Below are 17,207 nucleotides of genomic sequence, written 5' to 3' on the forward strand. Positions count from 1 at the left end.
GGCGTGACGGACCCCACCCGCCGTCCTGTTCAAACTCCGTTAACAATGGACTGTGATCTCACCGGTCTCCTCGATGCCCCGGAGCGCCCACCGGCAAAGGCCGGAGGCGACTCCCTACGTCGACCTCACCCGTGCCGAGTGGAGCGCGCTGCGCGACAAGACACCGCTGCCGCTCACCGCCGAGGAGGTGGAGAAGCTCCGCGGTCTGGGCGACGTCATCGACCTCGACGAGGTGCGGGACATCTACCTCCCGCTCTCCCGGCTCCTCAACCTCTACGTCGGCGCCACCGACGGCCTGCGGGGCGCGCTCAACACCTTCCTCGGCGAGCAGGGCACCCAGTCCGGCACCCCGTTCGTCATAGGGGTCGCCGGCTCCGTGGCCGTGGGGAAGTCCACCGTGGCCCGTCTGCTCCAGGCCCTGCTCTCCCGCTGGCCCGAGCACCCGCGCGTGGAGCTGGTCACGACGGACGGCTTCCTGCTGCCCACCAAGGAGCTGGAGGCCCGCGGCCTGATGTCGCGGAAGGGATTCCCCGAGTCCTACGACCGCCGGGCCCTCACCCGCTTCGTCGCCGACATCAAGGCCGGCAAGGGCGAGGTGTCCGCGCCCGTCTACTCCCACCTGATCTACGACATCGTGCCGGGCGAGAAGCTCACCGTGCGCCGCCCGGACATCCTGATCGTCGAGGGGCTGAACGTCCTCCAGCCCGCCCTGCCCGGCAAGGACGGCCGCACCCGGGTCGGCCTCGCCGACTACTTCGACTTCAGCGTGTACGTCGACGCCAGCGGCGAGGACATCGAGAGCTGGTACCTCAGCCGCTTCAAGAAGCTGCGCCGGACCGCCTTCCAGAACCCCAACTCGTACTTTCGCAAGTACACCCAGGTCTCGGAGGAGGAGGCCCTCGACTACGCCCGCACGCTCTGGCGGACGATCAACAAGCCCAACCTGGTGGAGAACATCGCCCCCACCCGCGGCCGGGCCACCCTGATCGTCCGCAAGGGCGCGGACCACAAGGTCCAGCGGCTGAGGCTGCGCAAGCTGTGACGTGTACCTGGCCGCCTGTTAGAAAGACGTCATGCTGCATCTGCGCCTGATCACCCCTGCCGACACGACGGACGAGGTGGTGCGGAAGATCGAGAACACCGTCGGCACCGCCCACCTCGTGGTCCTGCCGGGAGCCGCCCGCAATCCCGCCGGAGACGTCGTACTGTGCGACGTCGCGCGAGAGGCGGGCGACGGACTCCTCACCTCACTGCGCGAGCTGGAGCTGGACAGGACCGGGTCGATCGCCGTGGAGAACGTCGACCTCTCCCTGTCCAGGCGCGCGGACAAGGCCGAGGCGGAGGCCCCGGGCGAGGGCGCGGACGCGGTGCTGTGGGAGGGTCTGACCGACGCGACCCACGAGGAGTCGACCCTGTCGGTGACCTACGTCGCCTTCATCACCCTGGCCACGATGATCGCGGCCTGCGGTGTGGTGCTGGACAACGCCGTCCTCATCGTGGGCGCGATGGCGGTGGGGCCGGAGTTCGGCCCCCTGGCGGGCATCTCCACGGCGCTGGTCCAACGTCACCCCCGCCTGGCCTGGCGCTCCGTGATCGCCTTGCTGGTGGGCTTCGCGGCGGCCATGGCACTGACGGTCGGCTTCAGCCTGTTCATGGACGCCGTCGGGCTGTTCCACAAGTCCGGACTGGAAGGCGAACGGCCGAACACCGGCTTCGTGTACGCCCCCGACGCCTTCTCGTTCATCGTGGCGGTACTGGCCGGCATCGCCGGCACCCTCTCCCTGACCTCTGCCAAGTCGGGCGCGCTGGTCGGCGTGGCCATCTCGGTGACGACGGTTCCGGCCGCCGCGAACGCGGCGGTCGCCCTGGCCTACGGCGACACGAGCCAGACCCTGGGCTCCACCAACCAGCTCCTGCTGAACCTGCTGGGCATCGTCGTCGCGGGAACACTGACGCTGCTGGCCCAGAAGCACTTCTGGAAACAGCAGCGTCAAGTGAACACCGACTAGGCGCGCGGGGACCGCACTAGCCGAGGGCCGACTTCACGGCGTCGGCGAGCCGCCCGGCCACCGACCGGGCCTGCTCGATGTCGGCGGCCTCGACCATGACCCGCACCAGCGGCTCGGTGCCCGACGGCCGCAGCAGCACCCGCCCGGTCTCGCCCAGCTCCCGCTCCGCCTCGGTGACGGCGGCGGCGAGGTCGGCGGAGGTCCGCACGCGGGACTTGTCCACGTCGGGGACGTTGATCAGCACCTGCGGCAGCCGCTCCATCACGGAGGCCAGGTCCCGCAGGCTACGGCCGGTCTCGGCGACCCGCGCCGCCAGCAGCAGGCCGGTCAGCGTGCCGTCACCGGTCGTCGCGTGGTCGAGGATGATGACGTGCCCGGACTGCTCGCCGCCCAGGGCGTAGCCGTGCTCCTTCATCTCCTCCAGCACGTACCGGTCGCCGACGCCGGTCTGCACGAACCGGACGCCCTCGCGCTCCATCGCCAGCTTGAAGCCCAGGTTGGACATCACCGTGGCGACGACCGTGTCGGCCCGCAGGGCGGAACGCTCCCGCATCGACAGCGCAAGCACGGCGAGGATCTGGTCGCCGTCGACCTCCGCACCGGTGTGGTCCACGGCCAGGCAGCGGTCCGCGTCACCGTCGTGCGCGACGCCGAAGTGCGCACCGTGCTCGATGACGGCGGCCTTCAGCTTGTCCAGGTGGGTCGACCCGCACCCGGCGTTGATGTTGAGCCCGTCCGGCTCCGCACCGATCGTGACGACCTCGGCGCCCGCCCGGGAGAACGCCTCCGGCGAGACCCCCGAGGCCGCGCCGTGCGCTTCGTCCAGGACGATCTTCAGTCCGTCGAGCCGGTTGGGCAGCACCGACAGGAGGTGCGTGACGTACTGCTCGAAGCCCTCGCCGTAGGTCCGCACCCGGCCGACCCCGGCGCCCGTCGGCCGCTGCCAGGGCTCGCCGTGCCGGTGGGACTCGTACACCGCCTCGATCCGGTCCTCCAGATCGTCGGCGAGTTTGTGCCCGCCGCGGGCGAAGAACTTGACGCCGTTGTCCGGCATGGCGTTGTGGCTGGCGGAGAGCATCACACCGAGGTCGGCACCGAGCGCGCCGGTGAGGTGGGCGACGGCCGGCGTCGGCAGCACACCGACCAGGAGGACGTCCACGCCCGCACTGGCGAGGCCCGCCACCACGGCCGCCTCCAGGAACTCCCCGGACGCACGCGGGTCCCGTCCGACCACCGCCGTCGGCTTGTGGCCCTCGAAGGTACCCGCCTCGGCCAGCACGTGAGCCGCCGCGACGGACAGGCCGAGCGCCATCTCGGCCGTCAGATCCGCGTTGGCGACACCGCGCACGCCGTCCGTGCCGAAGAGTCGTCCCACTTGTCCTCCTGAGGAAGCGTCCTTGCTGCCGGAATGATGGCAGACGCCACGAGATCCGATCACACAAGCCTTTGAGCGTCTTGTGTCGTTATACGCCCTTGACGGGGATAAACGAACGCCCCGGCGGCACAAGTGGCGTGCCGCCGGGGCGTTCGGAGTACGAGCAGGCAGCTGCTGTTTAGCGCTTGCTGTACTGCGGGGCCTTGCGGGCCTTCTTCAGACCGGCCTTCTTGCGCTCGACCGCACGGTCGTCGCGCTTGAGGAAGCCGGCCTTCTTCAGCGGGCCGCGGTTGTTGTCGACGTCGGCCTCGTTCAGGGCGCGGGCGACACCGAGACGGAGCGCACCGGCCTGACCGGAGACACCGCCACCGGCGATGCGGGCGACGACGTCGTAACGACCCTCGAGCTCGAGCACCTTGAAGGGCTCGTTGACTTCCTGCTGGTGCACCTTGTTCGGGAAGTAGTCCTCGAGGGTGCGACCGTTGATCTTCCACTTGCCGGTGCCCGGGACGATCCGGACGCGGGCGATGGCGTTCTTGCGGCGACCCAGGCCGGCGGCCGGCTGGGGCTCGCCGAAGCGGGAGGCCATGGACTCCGAGGTGTACTCGCCCTCGACGGGCACCTCGGACTCAGTGGTGTAGCTGTCGATGTCGACGAGCTCGGTCTCTTCGAGCGGCTGCTCGGCAGTGGTCTCGGCCACGGTTATTCCTCAGATTCTCTTGGCTTGGTTTGGTCTGGCCGGTGTTACTGCGCGACCTGGGTGATCTCGAACGGCTGCGGCTGCTGCGCGCCGTGCGGGTGCTGGTCACCCTTGTAGACCTTCAGCTTCGAGAGCATCTGACGGCCCAGCGTGTTCTTGGGGAGCATGCCCTTGACGGCCTTCTCGATGGCCTTCTCGGGGTTCTTGTCGAGGAGCTCGTCGTAACGGACGGAGCGCAGACCACCCGGGTAGCCGGAGTGGCGGTACGCCATCTTCTGGGTCCGCTTGTTGCCGGACAGGTGCACCTTGTCCGCGTTGATGATGATGACGAAGTCACCAGCGTCGACGTGGGGGGCGTAGATCGGCTTGTGCTTGCCCCGGAGAAGGGTCGCTGCGGTGGTGGCGAGACGACCCAGGACGACGTCCTGAGCGTCGATGACGTGCCACTGGCGCGTCACATCGCCGGGCTTGGGGCTGTACGTACGCACGGTTCGTAGCCTTCGCTTCGAGTGAATGGTCCTGAACAGGTCACCGAAACGATCACGACAGCCTCGACCGCACTGCGGTGACGCAACCGCGTGCTGATCGCTGGTCATCGGCCCGGTGGACCGGTGTAAGGGCCCGTCCCGTGAGAATGAGCAAGCCAATACACAACGAAGAAGCAGGTTACCTGGGCAGGCCCGGAAGGGTCAAAACGAGTCCTCGCGACACCGCGTCCGGGGACAAAGGTGGCACTCCGGCGGACGCGCGCCTGCATCCCGCGCCGCCCGTCTAAGATGCGCCCCATGAGTTACGGGCAGGGGGGTCCCCAGTCTCAGTGGGATCCCTGGAAACCTAATTCCCAGCAGCAGCCGTGGAACAGCGCAAGCGACGACGGGACTCCTGACTGGGCCGCTCTCGCGGAGGCCTCGGAGACGCGCAACAAGCGCCGCCGGGTGCTGTTCATCGGCGGTGGCGCGCTCGCCACGATCGCGATCGGCACCGCCGTCGCGATGGCCGTCGTGTCCGCGAACGACGACAACCCGACGGCGGGCCCCAGCAACCTGCCCGCCAGCGCCTCCCTGCCCGCCTCGGGCAGCGCCGCGCCGTCCTTCGAACCCACCAGCGCCCCGCCGCCGCTGGACCCGAAGGACTTCATATCCAGCGCCAAGAAGGACACCGCCCCGCTCGGCCCCGACACCCTCTTCCCGGGCACACGGCTGACCATGGGCGACGTCGTCTACAAGAAGGGCGCCACGGCCGACACCAAGAACTGCGCCTCGGCGGCCGGCGGCAATCTGCCGAAGGTCCTGACGGCCAACGGCTGCACCCGTCTGATGCGTGTGACCTACAGCACCGACGGCATCGCGGTCACCGTCGGCGTCGCCGTCTTCGACGACTCGGCGCGGGCCACGAAGGTCAAGGCCCAGGCGAGCGGCAAGAAGAGCCTGGTGAACGCCCTGTCCGGCAAGGGCGTCAAGAACTTCTGCGACGCCGCGATCTGCCGCACCACCACGAACGCCTACGGCCGCTACGCCTACTTCACGATCAGCGGTTTCACCGACGGCAAGAACGTCACCACGAAGGACACCAAGGTCTTCCGCACCGGCAACGACCTGGCGCAGTTCACCGTGAACCAGATCCACCGCCGCGGTCAGGCCCAGGCCTCCGCGGCGGCGAACCGGTAGCTCAGCAGCACCCCGCCGACGGAAGCGAGCGCTTGTTCCGCGCCTCCTTGTTGCGCGCGGCGAGCAGTTCGTCGGCGGGGTAGCCGACCTCCTCCAGGGTCAGCCCGTGCGGTCGTACGACGTGCACGGCGGAGTCCCGGACACCGGCGGCCAGCACCTTCCCGGGCCACTCGGGCCCGCGGTGCCCGTCCCCGACGAACAGCAGGGCGCCGATCAGCGAGCGCACCATGTTGTGACAGAACGCGTCCGCCCGGACCGTCGCCGTGACCACGCCGTCCGCCCCGCGCACCAGGCTCAGCTCCTGAAGGGTGCGGATGGTGGTCGCCCCCTCCCGCCTCTTGCAGTAGGCGGCGAAGTCGTGCTCGCCGACGAGCGCCCGGGCCGCCTCGTTCATGGCGGCCACGTCGAGCGGCCAGTCGTGCCAGAGCACATGACCGCGCAGCAGCGGGTCGACGCCACCGGGGTTGTCCGTCACCCGGTACGCGTACCGGCGCCAGATCGCCGAGAACCGGGCGTTGAAGCCCGCCGGCGCCTCGGAGAGCCGCCAGACGCGCACATCCTTCGACAGCCGCCCGGCGAGCCGCTTCAGCAGCTTCTCCCGGTGCTCCGCCCACAGCTCGGCCGGCAGGTCGACGTGCGCCACCTGCCCGCGCGCGTGGACGCCCGCGTCGGTCCGCCCGGCGACGGTCAGCTCGTACGTCCGCTTCGACCGGGTCACCGTGCGCAGGGCGTCCTCGATCTCGCCCTGCACGGTCCGCCGGCCGCCGGCCTGCTTGGCCCAGCCGTGGAAGTCGCCGCCGTCGTAGGACAGGTCGAGGCGGACGCGGACATGACCGGGCTGTACTTCGTCACTCACGTGGGAATCCTCTCAGGGCCGTGCCCCTCGGAAAGCCGTGCCCTTCGGAGAACGGGAAAGCGGGCCCGCCCCGAAGGGCGGACCCGCTTCCCGTGTCAGGCAGAGCCTCAGGCGTCCTTGGACTCCTCGGCCGGAGCCTCGGCGGCGTCCTCGGCCTTGGTCTCCTCGACCTGGGCCTCGTCGGCCTCCTTGACCGCACGCTTGGTGGCGGCCTCGGCCTCACCGACGGCCTTCTGCTGCACCGTCAGCGCCTCGACCAGCTCGATGACGGCCATGGGCGCGTTGTCGCCACGGCGGTTACCGATCTTGGTGATGCGGGTGTAGCCACCGGGACGGTTCTCGTAGCGCGGACCGATCTCGGCGAAGAGCGTGTGGACGATGCTCTTGTCCGTGATGACCTGGAGCACCTGACGGCGGTTGTGAAGGTCGCCCTTCTTCGCCTTGGTGACCAGACGCTCGGCGTACGGGCGCAGGCGGCGGGCCTTCGCCTCGGTGGTGGTGATGCGGCCGTGCTCGAAGAGGCTCTTCGCCAGGTTCGCGAGGAGCAGCTTCTCGTGCGCGGCGCTGCCGCCCAGACGGGCACCCTTGGTGGGCTTCGGCATGGTTCTTCTCCTGTGTGTCTGCCCCGGCCGTGTCAGGTACCGGAGTCAGTATCCGAGCAGACGGTTGTCTGTCGGAGATCCGGGGCTCCTACGAGCCCCGGAGCTGAGACACGCTCAGTACCGGATCAGTACTGCTCGGTCTCCACGAAACCCGCGTCCGCGTCGTCGTCGGCGCCGAAGGCGTCGGCGGCGGCCGTGGGGTCGAATCCGGGCGGGCTGTCCTTCAGGGCCAGGCCCATGCCGGCCAGCTTCGCCTTGACCTCGTCGATGGACTTCGCACCGAAGTTGCGGATGTCCAGGAGGTCGGCCTCGGAACGAGCCACGAGCTCACCCACGGAGTGGATGCCCTCGCGCTTGAGGCAGTTGTACGACCGAACGGTGAGCTCCAGCTCCTCGATCGGCAGCGCCAGGTCGGCGGCCAGGGCGGCGTCCGTGGGGGACGGGCCCATGTCGATGCCCTCGGCGTCGATGTTCAGCTCGCGGGCGAGACCGAACAGCTCGACCAGGGTCTTGCCCGCCGACGCCATGGCGTCACGCGGACGCATGGCCTGCTTTGTCTCGACGTCGACGATCAGCTTGTCGAAGTCGGTCCGCTGCTCGACACGCGTGGCCTCGACCTTGTACGTGACCTTCAGGACCGGCGAGTAGATGGAGTCGACCGGGATACGGCCGATCTCCTGGCCCGCCTGCTTGTTCTGCACGGCGGAGACGTAGCCGCGACCGCGCTCGACGGTCAGCTCCATCTCCAGCTTGCCCTTGCCGTTGAGCGTGGCGAGGACGAGGTCGGGGTTGTGCACCTCGACACCGGCCGGGGGCGCGATGTCGGCGGCGGTGACCAGACCCGGGCCCTGCTTGCGCAGGTACATCACGACCGGCTCGTCGTGCTCCGAGGAGACGACCAGCTGCTTGATGTTGAGGATCAGGTCGGTGACGTCCTCCTTGACGCCCGGCACGGTGGTGAACTCGTGCAGCACGCCGTCGATCCGGATCGAGGTGACGGCGGCACCCGGGATCGAGGACAGGAGGGTACGGCGGAGCGAGTTGCCGAGGGTGTAGCCGAAGCCCGGCTCCAGCGGCTCGATCACGAACCGGGAGCGGAACTCGTCGACGACCTCTTCGGTCAACGAGGGGCGCTGAGCGATCAGCATGTGTGAATCAGATCCTTCATTCGTGGACGACCGCTATTTGACGTCCGACGGTGACCGCACCCATGACAGGTGCGGGTACTGCAAGGGTACGGGCGGTACGACCTCTTACGAGGTGGTACCGCCCGGAATCCCGTGCCTGCCGTGCGTCAGACGCGACGACGCTTCGGCGGACGGCAGCCGTTGTGCGGGGTAGGGGTGACGTCCTGGATGGAGCCGACCTCGAGGCCCGTGGCCTGCAGGGAGCGGATCGCGGTCTCACGACCGGAGCCCGGGCCCTTGACGAACACGTCGACCTTGCGCATGCCGTGCTCCTGGGCGCGGCGGGCAGCCGACTCGGCGGCCATCTGCGCGGCGAACGGCGTGGACTTCCGGGAGCCCTTGAAGCCGACGTGGCCGGCGGAGGCCCAGGAGATCACGTTGCCGGACGGGTCCGTGATCGACACGATCGTGTTGTTGAACGTGCTCTTGATGTGCGCGTGGCCGTGAGCGACGTTCTTCTTTTCCTTGCGGCGCACCTTCTTGGCAGCGCCCTGACGTCCCTTGGGGGGCATCTACTAACTCCTACGGGAGGTGGTCGGTCCTACAGCGAAGACCGTGGACAGGTGTCCGCTGCGGACTACTTCTTGCCCGGCTTCTTCTTGCCGGCGATGGCGCGACGCGGGCCCTTGCGGGTACGAGCGTTGGTGCTGGTGCGCTGACCGCGGACGGGCAGACCGCGACGGTGACGGAGACCCTGGTAGCAACCGATCTCGACCTTGCGGCGGATGTCGGCCTGGATCTCGCGACGGAGGTCACCCTCGGTCTTGATGTTGTTGTCGACGTACTCGCGGATCGCGACCAGCTGCTCTTCGCTGAGGTCACGGACGCGAGTGTTCGGGTCGATACCGGTCTCGGCCAGCGTCTGCTGGGAGAGGGTCCGGCCGATGCCGAACACGTAGGTGAGGGCGACCTCCACGCGCTTTTCGCGCGGGATGTCAACACCGGAAACGCGTGCCATTCAATGGCTCCTGGTGAATCTTCGGAGGTCTTCCACAGAGCCGGCTCCCGGCCGCCGTACCAGGTACGAACCGGGTCCTCGGCCTCCGAACCGAGGGTGTCGAGCCAATGGCTCGGGCTCTGCGTATGAACATATTCAGCTTGCGTCGCGCGAATCTCTGCGATGGATGCAGAGGGATCGGTCGTGCGTCAGCCCTGGCGCTGCTTGTGGCGCGGGTTCTCGCAGATGACCATGACCCGACCGTGACGGCGGATCACCCTGCACTTGTCGCAGATCTTCTTGACGCTCGGCTTGACCTTCATTGGTGAGGTTCTCCGGGTCAGTGCCACCGCACCGGAAGATTCCGGGGCGCGGGCAAGATCTACTTGTACCGGTAGACGATCCGGCCACGCGTCAGGTCGTAAGGAGACAACTCCACCACGACCCGGTCGTCAGGGAGGATGCGGATGTAGTGCATACGCATCTTGCCGCTGATGTGTGCCAGGACCTGGTGGCCGTTCTGGAGCTCGACCTTGAACATGGCGTTCGGCAGAGACTCGACGACAGTGCCCTCGATCTCGATGGCACCTTGCTTCTTGGCCACGCTTCGCCCTTCGAATCGACTACCTTGATCGACTCTCGGGCATTTCCCTGGGATTTCCCTTACGGGCGCATGCGGACATGCGGGTGCACGAGAGCCGACGAGTCAGTCTACGTCGGCGCACCCGGAAAGGCGAATCGAGGAAGTCTGCCCCATCGGGGTGATCCCTATGCGGGACACCGCTCCCCGGAGGCGTCCGGACTAGGCCAGCGGGTCGGGGGCGGCCGTCACGCCGTACTCCGCGAGCTTGGCCTTGCCGCCGTCGGGGGCGGTCAGGACCAGCGGGCCCTCGTCGGTGAGGGCGACCGAGTGCTCCCAGTGCGAGGACCAGGTGCCGTCCGTCGTGATGACGGTCCAGTCGTCCTCGAGGACCTCGGTGCGCGGGGTGCCGAGGGACACCATCGGCTCGATCGCCAGGCAGAAGCCGGGGACCAGCTTGGGACCCTTGCCCCGGCGGCGGTCGACGTAGTTCAGCAGGTGCGGGTCCATGTGCATCTCGGTGCCGATGCCGTGGCCGCCGTAGTCCTCGATGATGCCGTAGCGGCCGCCGCCGGCCTTCGGCTGGCGGCGGATGTACGTCTCGACCGCCCGGGAGATGTCGACCAGGCGGTTGCCCTGCTTCATGGCCGCGATGCCGGCCCACATCGACTCCTCGGTCACCCGGGAGAGCTCGACCAGCTCCGGGGCGTGACCGGAGCCCACGAACGCGGTGTACGCCGCGTCGCCGTGCCAGCCGTCGACGATCGCGCCGCAGTCGATGGAGATGATGTCGCCGTCCTTGAGGACGACGTCGTCGGAGGGGATGCCGTGCACGACCACGTCGTTGACCGAGGTGCAGATCGTCGCCGGGAAGCCGCCGTAGCCCAGGAAGTTCGACTTCGCGCCGTGCTCGGCCAGCACCTTGCGGGCGACCTCGTCCAGGTCCTTGGTGCTGGCGCCCGGGACCGCGGCCTCACGCGTGGCCGCGTGGATGGCAGCGACGACCAGGCCCGCCGCACGCATCTTGGCGATCTGCTCGGGGGTCTTGATCTGCACCATGGGGGCCTGCGCTCTCCGTCACCTGGGTCGACTGGGATACCTGTACAACACTACGGCCGCGGCGCCCGGGAAGGGCACCGCGGCCGGAAGGACCGCGATCTACTTGTTCTCGGCCTTCTCGCGCTTGAGTGCCTCCAGCGCCCGCTGCGTGATCTCGTCCACGGGACCCAGGGAGGAGATCGTCACGACCAGGCCCTGCGCCTTGTAGTAGTCGATGATCGGCTCGGTCTGCGTGTGGTAGACCTCCAGCCGCTTGCGGACCGTCTCCTCGGAGTCGTCGTCGCGCTGGTACAGCTCGCCGCCGCAGACGTCGCAGACGCCCTTCTGCTTCGGCGGGCTGTACGTCACGTGGAAGACGTGCGAGGAGTCGTTGCGGCAGATGCGCCGGCCGGCGATCCGCTTGACGACCTCGTCCTCGGGGACCTCCAGGTCCAGGACCGCGTCCAGCGTGATGCCCTCGGACTCCAGCAGCTGGTCCAGGGCCTCGGCCTGCGACACGTTCCGCGGGAAGCCGTCCAGCAGGAAGCCGTTCTCCGCGTCCGGCTGCTCCATGCGGTCCTTGGCCATCGCGATGGTGACCTCGTCGGGCACCAGGTTGCCGGCGTCCATGTAGGACTTCGCGAGCTTGCCCAGCTCGGTCTGGCGGCTGATGTTGGCCCGGAAAAGGTCGCCGGTGGAGATGTGCGGGACGGCCAGCTTCTCTGCGAGCCTGACGGCTTGCGTTCCCTTACCGGCACCCGGCGGCCCGACGAGGACGATACGCATCAGCGGAGGAACCCTTCGTAATTGCGCTGCTGGAGCTGGCTCTCGATCTGCTTCACCGTCTCGAGGCCGACACCCACGATGATCAGGATGCTGGTCCCGCCGAAGGGGAAGTTCTGGCTTGCCCCGAAGCCCACCAACGCCATTGTCGGTACGAGAGCGATCAGACCCAGATACAGCGAACCCGGCCAGGTGATCCGGTTGAGCACGTAGCTGAGGTACTCAGCGGTCGGTCGGCCAGCCCGGATGCCCGGGATGAAGCCACCATACTTCTTCATGTTGTCGGCGACTTCCTCGGGGTTGAAGGAGATCGCCACATAGAAGAACGCGAAGAAAACGATGAGCAAGAAGTACGAAGTGATGTAAATCGGGTGGTCGCCCTTGGTCAGGTTCTGCTCGACCCAGGTCTTCCAGCCCGACTTGCCCCCTGCGAACTGCGCCACGAGTGCCGGAATGTAGAGCAGCGAGGAGGCGAAGATGACGGGAATCACACCCGCCTGGTTCACCTTGAGCGGGATGTACGTGGAGGTTCCGCCGTAGGAACGGCGGCCGATCATGCGCTTCGCGTACTGCACCGGGATGCGGCGCTGGGCCTGCTCGACGAAGACGACGAGCGCGACCATGACCAGGCCGACCAGGATCACGGTGCTGAACTCGATCCAGCCGCCGGCCAGGGTGCCCTGCTTCTTGATGGCCCACAGGGCGGAGGGGAACGTCGCGGCGATCGAGATGAACATCAGGATCGACATGCCGTTGCCGATACCGCGGTCGGTGATCAGCTCACCGAGCCACATCACGACGGCCGTACCGGCGGTCATGCAGATCACCATGGTGATCGTCGAGAAGATCGCCTGGTCCGGCACGATGCTCGTGGCGACCGAGCAGCCGTTGAAGAGCGCGCCGCTGCGGGCGGTGGCCACCAGGCCGGTGCCCTGCAGGATGGCGAGCGCCACGGTCAGGTAGCGGGTGTACTGCGTGATCTTCGCCGTACCCGCCTGACCCTCCTTCTTCAGGGCTTCCAGACGCGGGATGACCACGGTCAGCAGCTGAAGGATGATGCTGGCCGTGATGTACGGCATGATGCCGAGCGCGAAGACCGTGATCTGCAGCAGCGCACCGCCGCTGAACATGTTCACGAGGCCGAACAGGCCCTGGTTGCCCGACGCCTCGGTCACACACTGCTGGACGGCCTTGTAGTTGACGCCGGGGATCGGAATGTGGGTACCGACCCGGTATACCACGATGATGGCCAGCGTGAAGAGCAGCTTCTTGCGCAGGTCGGGCGTCTTGAACGCCCGGGCGAACGCGGTGAGCACGGTGCCTCCTGCGACCCCCGCGCAACTGCGTCAAGGGTGACGGTCTTGAAGTTCGACGAATAGATAACGGTCAACTGCCGCTCAGGGTGCCCCATCGGAGGCACCCATCGAAAGTGGGCAGTGCAGGCCACCTTACCGGCGAGAGCACCGCCCTAGGAACGACCGACCGGGGATACCCCATTTGTGGGGTATCCCCGGTCGGGATCGCTCACGTCATCGAGAAGTCCGAGGGACTCAGACCAGCTCGGTGACCGTACCGCCGGCGGCGGTGATCTTCTCCTTGGCGGAGCCGGAGACGGCGTCGACCGTCACCTGCAGCGCCACGGAGATCTCGCCCTGGCCGAGCACCTTGACGAGGCTGTTCTTGCGAACGGCGCCCTTGGCCACCAGACCCTCGACGGTGACTTCGCCACCCTCGGGGTAGAGCGCGGCCAGCTTGTCGAGGTTCACGACCTGGAACTCGGTCTTGAACGGGTTCTTGAAGCCCTTCAGCTTCGGAAGGCGCATGTGGAGCGGCATCTGGCCACCCTCGAAGCGCTCCGGAACCTGGTAACGGGCCTTCGTACCCTTCGTACCACGACCGGCCGTCTTACCCTTCGACGCCTCACCACGACCCACACGGGTCTTGGCGGTCTTGGCGCCCGGGGCGGGACGGAGGTTGTGGATCTTCAGCGGGTTCTGCTCCGCCATGATCAGTCGACCTCCTCGACCGTCACGAGGTGGCGGACGGTCTGCACCATGCCGCGGAACTCGGGGCGGTCCTCCTTGACGACCTGCGTGTTGATGCCCTTGAGACCAAGGGAGCGCAGGGTGTCACGGTGGTTCTGCTTGCTGCCGATGTAGGACTTGACCTGCGTGATCTTGAGCTGAGCCATTACGCAGCACCAGCCCCGGCACGCGCACGCAGCAGAGCCGCGGGGGCGACGTCCTCGAGCGGCAGACCACGGCGGGCCGCGATCTCCTCGGGACGCTGCAGGCCCTTCAGGGCCTCCACGGTCGCGTGCACGATGTTGATCGCGTTCGACGAGCCGAGCGACTTCGACAGGACGTCGTGGATACCGGCGCACTCGAGCACGGCGCGCACCGGACCACCGGCGATAACACCGGTACCGGGGGACGCGGGCTTGAGCAGCACGACGCCGGCAGCCTTCTCACCCGTGATCGGGTGCGGGATGGTGCCCTGGATACGGGGGACCTTGAAGAAGTGCTTCTTGGCCTCCTCAACACCCTTGGCGATGGCGGCCGGCACCTCCTTGGCCTTGCCGTAACCGACACCCACGGTGCCGTCACCGTCGCCCACCACGACCAGCGCGGTGAAGCTGAAGCGACGACCACCCTTCACAACCTTGGCGACGCGGTTGATCGCGACGACGCGCTCAACGTACGCGGTCTTCTCGGCGGCAGCAGCGCCGCCGTCACGGCCCTTCCGGTCCCGCCGCTCGCCGCCACCGGCACCGCCACCGCGGCGCTGGGGTCCAGCCATTGGAATTACCTCTCTCTGTTTCCGCTAGCTACGGCAGGCTCAGAACTTGAGCCCGGCTTCGCGGGCGGCGTCCGCCAGGGCGGCGATGCGCCCGGCGTACTGGTTGCCACCACGGTCGAACACGACAGCCTCGACACCGGCGGCCTTGGCACGCTCGGCGACCAGGGCGCCGACCTGCTTGGCCTGCGAGGACTTGTCGCCCTCGCCACCGCGGACGGACGCGTCCAGAGTGGACGCGGACGCCAGGGTGTGGCCCTTGAGGTCGTCGATCACCTGCGCCACGATGTGGCGGTTGGAGCGGGTAACGACCAGACGGGGACGCTCCGCCGTACCGGAAAGGTTCTTGCGGATCCGGATGTGACGGCGCTTGATCGCGGCGCGCTTGTAGGCGTCGCCCTTGAGGATCTTCTGCCCGTATGCCATGGCTTACTTACCCGCCTTTCCGACCTTGCGGCGGATGACTTCGCCCTCGTACTTGACGCCCTTGGCCTTGTACGGGTCGGGCTTGCGCAGCTTGCGGATGTTGGCCGCAACCTCGCCGACCTTCTGCTTGTCGATGCCCTCGACCTGGAAGCGGGTCGGGGTCTCCACCTTGAAGGTGATGCCCTCGGGCGCCTCGACGACGATCGGGTGGCTGTAGCCGAGCGCGAACTCGAGGTTCGAGCCCTTGGCCGTCACGCGGTAACCGACACCGCTGATCTCGAGCTTCTTCACGTAACCCTGGGTCACGCCGGTGATCATGTTCGCCACCAGCGTGCGGGACAGGCCGTGGAGGGCCTTGTTCTGACGCTCGTCGTTCGGACGGGTGACGTTGAGCACGCCGTCCTCACCCTTGACGATGTCGATCGGCGCGACGACGGTGTGGGTCAGCGAACCCTTGGGGCCCTTGACCGAGACCGTACGGCCGTCGATGGTGACGTCCACGCCGGCGGGAACCGTGATGGGGAGCTTGCCAATACGCGACATAGCTGTTTCCTCCGTTCCCTTCCGCTACCAGACGTAGGCGAGGACTTCCCCACCCACGCCCTTCTTGCCGGCCTGCTTGTCGGTGAGGAGCCCGTGCGACGTGGAGATGATCGCCACGCCGAGGCCGCCCAGCACCTTCGGCAGGTTGGTGGACTTCGCGTACACCCGGAGACCGGGCTTGGAGATCCGCTTGATGCCCGCGATGGAGCGCTCACGGTTCGGGCCGAACTTCAGCTCGAGAACGAGGTTCTTGCCGACCTCGGCGTCCTCGACCTTCCAGCCCGTGATGAAGCCCTCCTGCTGGAGGATCTCCGCGATGTGCGACTTGATCTTCGATGCCGGCATCGTCACGGAGTCGTGGTATGCCGAGTTCGCGTTCCGCAGACGCGTAAGCATGTCTGCGATCGGATCAGTCATGGTCATGAATTGGCCTTCGGCCTCTCTCGCCGGGGTTTCCTGGTGCGCCATCCCTCTCCCCGATCCGAGACGGGGCGGGTGCGGCGCGGTGGACCTACGGCGTAGTAAGTCGTAAGGGCGCGGCAGACGCCCAACCCCACAAGCCTACGGCATGTGGAGAAGGGCCCCTGCCGACCCAGATGCTTACCGAGAGCTCCGGAAATCCCTGATTACGGGGATTACCAGGAGCTCTTGGTCACGCCCGGCAGCTCGCCACGGTGAGCCATCTCACGAAGGCACACGCGGCAGAGGCCGAACTTGCGGTACACGGAGTGCGGACGGCCGCAGCGCTGGCAGCGCGTGTAGCCACGCACACCGAACTTGGGCTTGCGAGCAGCCTTGGCAATCAGAGCCTTCTTCGCCATCTCGCTCACGCCTCCTTGAACGGGAAGCCGAGGTGACGAAGGAGCGCGCGGCCCTCAGCGTCGTTGGTCGCCGTGGTGACCACGGTGATGTCCATGCCCCGGGTACGGTCGATCTTGTCCTGGTCGATCTCGTGGAACATGACCTGCTCCGTGAGACCGAAGGTGTAGTTGCCACGGCCGTCGAACTGCTTGGGGGACAGGCCGCGGAAGTCGCGGATGCGCGGGAGCGCGAGCGACAGGGTGCGGTCCAGGAACTCCCACATGCGGTCGCCACGGAGCGTGACGTGGGCACCGATCGGCTGGCCCTCACGCAGCTTGAACTGCGCGATGGACTTGCGGGCCTTGGTGACCTGCGGCTTTTGGCCGGTGATCGTGGAGAGGTCGCGGATGGCACCCTCGATCAGCTTGGAGTCGCGGGCGGCGTCGCCCACACCCATGTTGACCACGATCTTGACGAGGCCGGGGATCTGCATGACGTTCTCGTACTTGAACTCGTCACGCAGCTTGCCCGCGATCTCCTCGCGGTACTTCTGCTTCAGACGCGGAGTGGTGGTGGTAGCCATCAGATGTCCTCACCCGTCCGCTTGGCAACGCGGATCTTGTTGCCTTCGTCGTCGAAGCGGTAACCGACACGCGTGACGACCTTGTTGCCATCCTTCTCAACGACCAGCTGGACGTTGGAGACGTGGATCGGCGCCTCGGTCGTGACGATGCCGCCGGCCTGCGAACCGCGAGCGGTCGGACCGGCCTTGGTGTGCTTCTTGACCCGGTTGACACCCTCGACCAGGACGCGGTCCTCGCGGGGGTAGGCCGCGATGACCTTGCCCTGCTTGCCCTTGTCCTTACCGGTGATGACCTGGACCAGGTCGCCCTTCTTGATCTTCATG

At 67.4% G+C, this 17,207-nt stretch carries 25 protein-coding genes; 3 read left to right on the plus strand and 22 right to left on the minus strand.

The window, feature by feature from the left end; translation table 11 throughout:
• The first annotated feature begins 73 nt into the window (after positions 1-73).
• Complete coding sequence (coaA, locus tag ACF08B_RS31310; protein ID WP_073901420.1) at positions 74-1,042, plus strand: type I pantothenate kinase; 969 nt, start codon at positions 74-76, stop codon at positions 1,040-1,042.
• A 31-nt stretch (positions 1,043-1,073) separates the two neighbouring features.
• Positions 1,074-2,009: a DUF389 domain-containing protein gene (locus ACF08B_RS31315; RefSeq protein WP_392320508.1), complete on the plus strand. Its 936-nt coding sequence runs from the start codon at positions 1,074-1,076 to the stop codon at positions 2,007-2,009.
• Positions 2,010-2,025: 16 nt separating this feature from the next.
• On the opposite strand, the gene glmM is transcribed toward ACF08B_RS31315, so the two are convergent.
• From glmM to rplM, 3 genes are all read right to left on the minus strand, one after another.
• The gene (gene glmM / locus ACF08B_RS31320) at positions 2,026-3,384 is read right to left on the minus strand and encodes a phosphoglucosamine mutase (protein WP_392320509.1); all 1,359 of its coding nucleotides are present in this window, start codon (positions 3,382-3,384) and stop codon (positions 2,026-2,028) included.
• A 178-nt stretch (positions 3,385-3,562) separates the two neighbouring features.
• Positions 3,563-4,084, minus strand: coding sequence for a 30S ribosomal protein S9 (gene rpsI / locus ACF08B_RS31325; RefSeq protein ID WP_123437604.1), 522 nt, complete (start codon positions 4,082-4,084; stop codon positions 3,563-3,565).
• 44 nt (positions 4,085-4,128) lie between these two features.
• Positions 4,129-4,572: a 50S ribosomal protein L13 gene (gene rplM, locus ACF08B_RS31330; protein ID WP_033308956.1), complete on the minus strand. Its 444-nt coding sequence runs from the start codon at positions 4,570-4,572 to the stop codon at positions 4,129-4,131.
• 297 nt (positions 4,573-4,869) lie between these two features.
• Between rplM and ACF08B_RS31335 the strand changes: the two genes are divergently transcribed.
• On the plus strand, positions 4,870-5,751 hold the full coding sequence (locus tag ACF08B_RS31335; RefSeq protein ID WP_392320510.1) for a hypothetical protein: 882 nt from the start codon (positions 4,870-4,872) through the stop codon (positions 5,749-5,751).
• A 1-nt stretch (position 5,752) separates the two neighbouring features.
• Here ACF08B_RS31335 and truA read toward each other — a convergent pair whose 3' ends face one another.
• The 19 genes from truA to rplX form a co-directional block, all read right to left on the minus strand.
• Positions 5,753-6,607, minus strand: a complete 855-nt coding sequence (gene truA, locus ACF08B_RS31340; protein WP_392320511.1) for a tRNA pseudouridine(38-40) synthase TruA — start codon at positions 6,605-6,607, stop codon at positions 5,753-5,755.
• A 107-nt stretch (positions 6,608-6,714) separates the two neighbouring features.
• Positions 6,715-7,209 (minus strand): 50S ribosomal protein L17, encoded by a 495-nt coding sequence (gene rplQ, locus ACF08B_RS31345; protein ID WP_392320512.1) that lies wholly within the window; start codon positions 7,207-7,209, stop codon positions 6,715-6,717.
• A gap of 125 nt (positions 7,210-7,334) precedes the next feature.
• Positions 7,335-8,357, minus strand: a complete 1,023-nt coding sequence (locus ACF08B_RS31350) for a DNA-directed RNA polymerase subunit alpha (protein WP_024755423.1) — start codon at positions 8,355-8,357, stop codon at positions 7,335-7,337.
• 146 nt (positions 8,358-8,503) lie between these two features.
• A complete protein-coding gene (gene rpsK / locus ACF08B_RS31355; RefSeq protein ID WP_003956432.1) occupies positions 8,504-8,908 on the minus strand; it encodes a 30S ribosomal protein S11 in 405 nt (134 codons plus the stop codon).
• 65 nt (positions 8,909-8,973) lie between these two features.
• Entirely contained in the window at positions 8,974-9,354 is a 381-nt protein-coding gene (gene rpsM / locus ACF08B_RS31360) for a 30S ribosomal protein S13 (protein WP_020135802.1), read from the minus strand.
• A 188-nt stretch (positions 9,355-9,542) separates the two neighbouring features.
• Entirely contained in the window at positions 9,543-9,656 is a 114-nt protein-coding gene (gene rpmJ, locus ACF08B_RS31365; RefSeq protein WP_003998809.1) for a 50S ribosomal protein L36, read from the minus strand.
• A 59-nt stretch (positions 9,657-9,715) separates the two neighbouring features.
• Positions 9,716-9,937, minus strand: a complete 222-nt coding sequence (gene infA / locus ACF08B_RS31370; RefSeq protein ID WP_003948620.1) for a translation initiation factor IF-1 — start codon at positions 9,935-9,937, stop codon at positions 9,716-9,718.
• A gap of 198 nt (positions 9,938-10,135) precedes the next feature.
• Positions 10,136-10,972 carry a type I methionyl aminopeptidase gene (gene map / locus ACF08B_RS31375; RefSeq protein ID WP_392320513.1) on the minus strand — a complete coding sequence of 279 codons (837 nt, stop codon included), beginning with the start codon at positions 10,970-10,972 and terminating at the stop codon, positions 10,136-10,138.
• A 99-nt stretch (positions 10,973-11,071) separates the two neighbouring features.
• Positions 11,072-11,737 (minus strand): adenylate kinase, encoded by a 666-nt coding sequence (locus ACF08B_RS31380; RefSeq protein WP_392320514.1) that lies wholly within the window; start codon positions 11,735-11,737, stop codon positions 11,072-11,074.
• Positions 11,737-13,050 carry a preprotein translocase subunit SecY gene (gene secY / locus ACF08B_RS31385; RefSeq protein WP_093477037.1) on the minus strand — a complete coding sequence of 438 codons (1,314 nt, stop codon included), beginning with the start codon at positions 13,048-13,050 and terminating at the stop codon, positions 11,737-11,739. The genes ACF08B_RS31380 and secY overlap by 1 nt, the downstream gene beginning before the upstream one ends.
• Positions 13,051-13,284: 234 nt before the next feature.
• On the minus strand, positions 13,285-13,740 hold the full coding sequence (rplO, locus tag ACF08B_RS31390) for a 50S ribosomal protein L15 (protein ID WP_023547373.1): 456 nt from the start codon (positions 13,738-13,740) through the stop codon (positions 13,285-13,287).
• A gap of 2 nt (positions 13,741-13,742) precedes the next feature.
• Positions 13,743-13,925 carry a 50S ribosomal protein L30 gene (gene rpmD, locus ACF08B_RS31395; RefSeq protein ID WP_055418359.1) on the minus strand — a complete coding sequence of 61 codons (183 nt, stop codon included), beginning with the start codon at positions 13,923-13,925 and terminating at the stop codon, positions 13,743-13,745.
• Positions 13,925-14,533, minus strand: a complete 609-nt coding sequence (gene rpsE, locus ACF08B_RS31400; protein WP_030671799.1) for a 30S ribosomal protein S5 — start codon at positions 14,531-14,533, stop codon at positions 13,925-13,927. The genes rpmD and rpsE overlap by 1 nt, the downstream gene beginning before the upstream one ends.
• 39 nt (positions 14,534-14,572) lie before the next feature.
• Positions 14,573-14,956 (minus strand): 50S ribosomal protein L18, encoded by a 384-nt coding sequence (gene rplR, locus ACF08B_RS31405; RefSeq protein WP_073901437.1) that lies wholly within the window; start codon positions 14,954-14,956, stop codon positions 14,573-14,575.
• A gap of 3 nt (positions 14,957-14,959) precedes the next feature.
• Positions 14,960-15,499 (minus strand): 50S ribosomal protein L6, encoded by a 540-nt coding sequence (gene rplF, locus ACF08B_RS31410; RefSeq protein WP_071373346.1) that lies wholly within the window; start codon positions 15,497-15,499, stop codon positions 14,960-14,962.
• Between the two features lie 24 nt (positions 15,500-15,523).
• Positions 15,524-15,922, minus strand: coding sequence for a 30S ribosomal protein S8 (rpsH, locus tag ACF08B_RS31415; RefSeq protein WP_007384075.1), 399 nt, complete (start codon positions 15,920-15,922; stop codon positions 15,524-15,526).
• A gap of 212 nt (positions 15,923-16,134) precedes the next feature.
• The gene (locus ACF08B_RS31420; protein WP_003948630.1) at positions 16,135-16,320 is read right to left on the minus strand and encodes a type Z 30S ribosomal protein S14; all 186 of its coding nucleotides are present in this window, start codon (positions 16,318-16,320) and stop codon (positions 16,135-16,137) included.
• Positions 16,321-16,325: 5 nt separating this feature from the next.
• Complete coding sequence (gene rplE / locus ACF08B_RS31425) at positions 16,326-16,883, minus strand: 50S ribosomal protein L5 (RefSeq protein WP_066995712.1); 558 nt, start codon at positions 16,881-16,883, stop codon at positions 16,326-16,328.
• Positions 16,883-17,206 (minus strand): 50S ribosomal protein L24, encoded by a 324-nt coding sequence (gene rplX / locus ACF08B_RS31430; protein WP_030671805.1) that lies wholly within the window; start codon positions 17,204-17,206, stop codon positions 16,883-16,885. Before rplX ends, rplE begins: the two co-directional genes overlap by 1 nt.
• Position 17,207 lies beyond the last annotated feature (1 nt).

Origin of the sequence: Streptomyces sp. NPDC015139, from assembly GCF_043079785.1 — a bacterium.
Lineage (GTDB): Bacteria > Actinomycetota > Actinomycetes > Streptomycetales > Streptomycetaceae > Streptomyces > Streptomyces albidocamelliae.

Excerpts from the sequence above, each read along its gene's own strand:
- ACF08B_RS31420 (WP_003948630.1), bottom strand. The coding sequence starts at position 16,320 with ATGGCGAAGAAGGCTCTGATTGCCAAGGCTGCTCGCAAGCCCAAGTTC.
- rplR (WP_073901437.1), bottom strand. The coding sequence starts at position 14,956 with ATGGCATACGGGCAGAAGATCCTCAAGGGCGACGCCTACAAGCGCGCC.
- rplX (WP_030671805.1), bottom strand. The coding sequence starts at position 17,206 with ATGAAGATCAAGAAGGGCGACCTGGTCCAGGTCATCACCGGTAAGGAC.
- rpmD (WP_055418359.1), bottom strand. The coding sequence starts at position 13,925 with ATGGCTCAGCTCAAGATCACGCAGGTCAAGTCCTACATCGGCAGCAAG.
- rplO (WP_023547373.1), bottom strand. The coding sequence starts at position 13,740 with ATGGCGGAGCAGAACCCGCTGAAGATCCACAACCTCCGTCCCGCCCCG.
- rplQ (WP_392320512.1), bottom strand. The coding sequence starts at position 7,209 with ATGCCGAAGCCCACCAAGGGTGCCCGTCTGGGCGGCAGCGCCGCGCAC.
- ACF08B_RS31380 (WP_392320514.1), bottom strand. The coding sequence starts at position 11,737 with ATGCGTATCGTCCTCGTCGGGCCGCCGGGTGCCGGTAAGGGAACGCAA.
- rpsE (WP_030671799.1), bottom strand. The coding sequence starts at position 14,533 with ATGGCTGGACCCCAGCGCCGCGGTGGCGGTGCCGGTGGCGGCGAGCGG.
- map (WP_392320513.1), bottom strand. The coding sequence starts at position 10,972 with ATGGTGCAGATCAAGACCCCCGAGCAGATCGCCAAGATGCGTGCGGCG.
- rpsM (WP_020135802.1), bottom strand. The coding sequence starts at position 9,354 with ATGGCACGCGTTTCCGGTGTTGACATCCCGCGCGAAAAGCGCGTGGAG.
- rplE (WP_066995712.1), bottom strand. The coding sequence starts at position 16,883 with ATGGCTACCACCACCACTCCGCGTCTGAAGCAGAAGTACCGCGAGGAG.
- rpmJ (WP_003998809.1), bottom strand. The coding sequence starts at position 9,656 with ATGAAGGTCAAGCCGAGCGTCAAGAAGATCTGCGACAAGTGCAGGGTG.
- ACF08B_RS31335 (WP_392320510.1), top strand. The coding sequence starts at position 4,870 with ATGAGTTACGGGCAGGGGGGTCCCCAGTCTCAGTGGGATCCCTGGAAA.
- rplF (WP_071373346.1), bottom strand. The coding sequence starts at position 15,499 with ATGTCGCGTATTGGCAAGCTCCCCATCACGGTTCCCGCCGGCGTGGAC.
- rpsK (WP_003956432.1), bottom strand. The coding sequence starts at position 8,908 with ATGCCCCCCAAGGGACGTCAGGGCGCTGCCAAGAAGGTGCGCCGCAAG.
- ACF08B_RS31350 (WP_024755423.1), bottom strand. The coding sequence starts at position 8,357 with ATGCTGATCGCTCAGCGCCCCTCGTTGACCGAAGAGGTCGTCGACGAG.
- ACF08B_RS31315 (WP_392320508.1), top strand. The coding sequence starts at position 1,074 with ATGCTGCATCTGCGCCTGATCACCCCTGCCGACACGACGGACGAGGTG.
- rpsH (WP_007384075.1), bottom strand. The coding sequence starts at position 15,922 with ATGACCATGACTGATCCGATCGCAGACATGCTTACGCGTCTGCGGAAC.
- coaA (WP_073901420.1), top strand. The coding sequence starts at position 74 with ATGCCCCGGAGCGCCCACCGGCAAAGGCCGGAGGCGACTCCCTACGTC.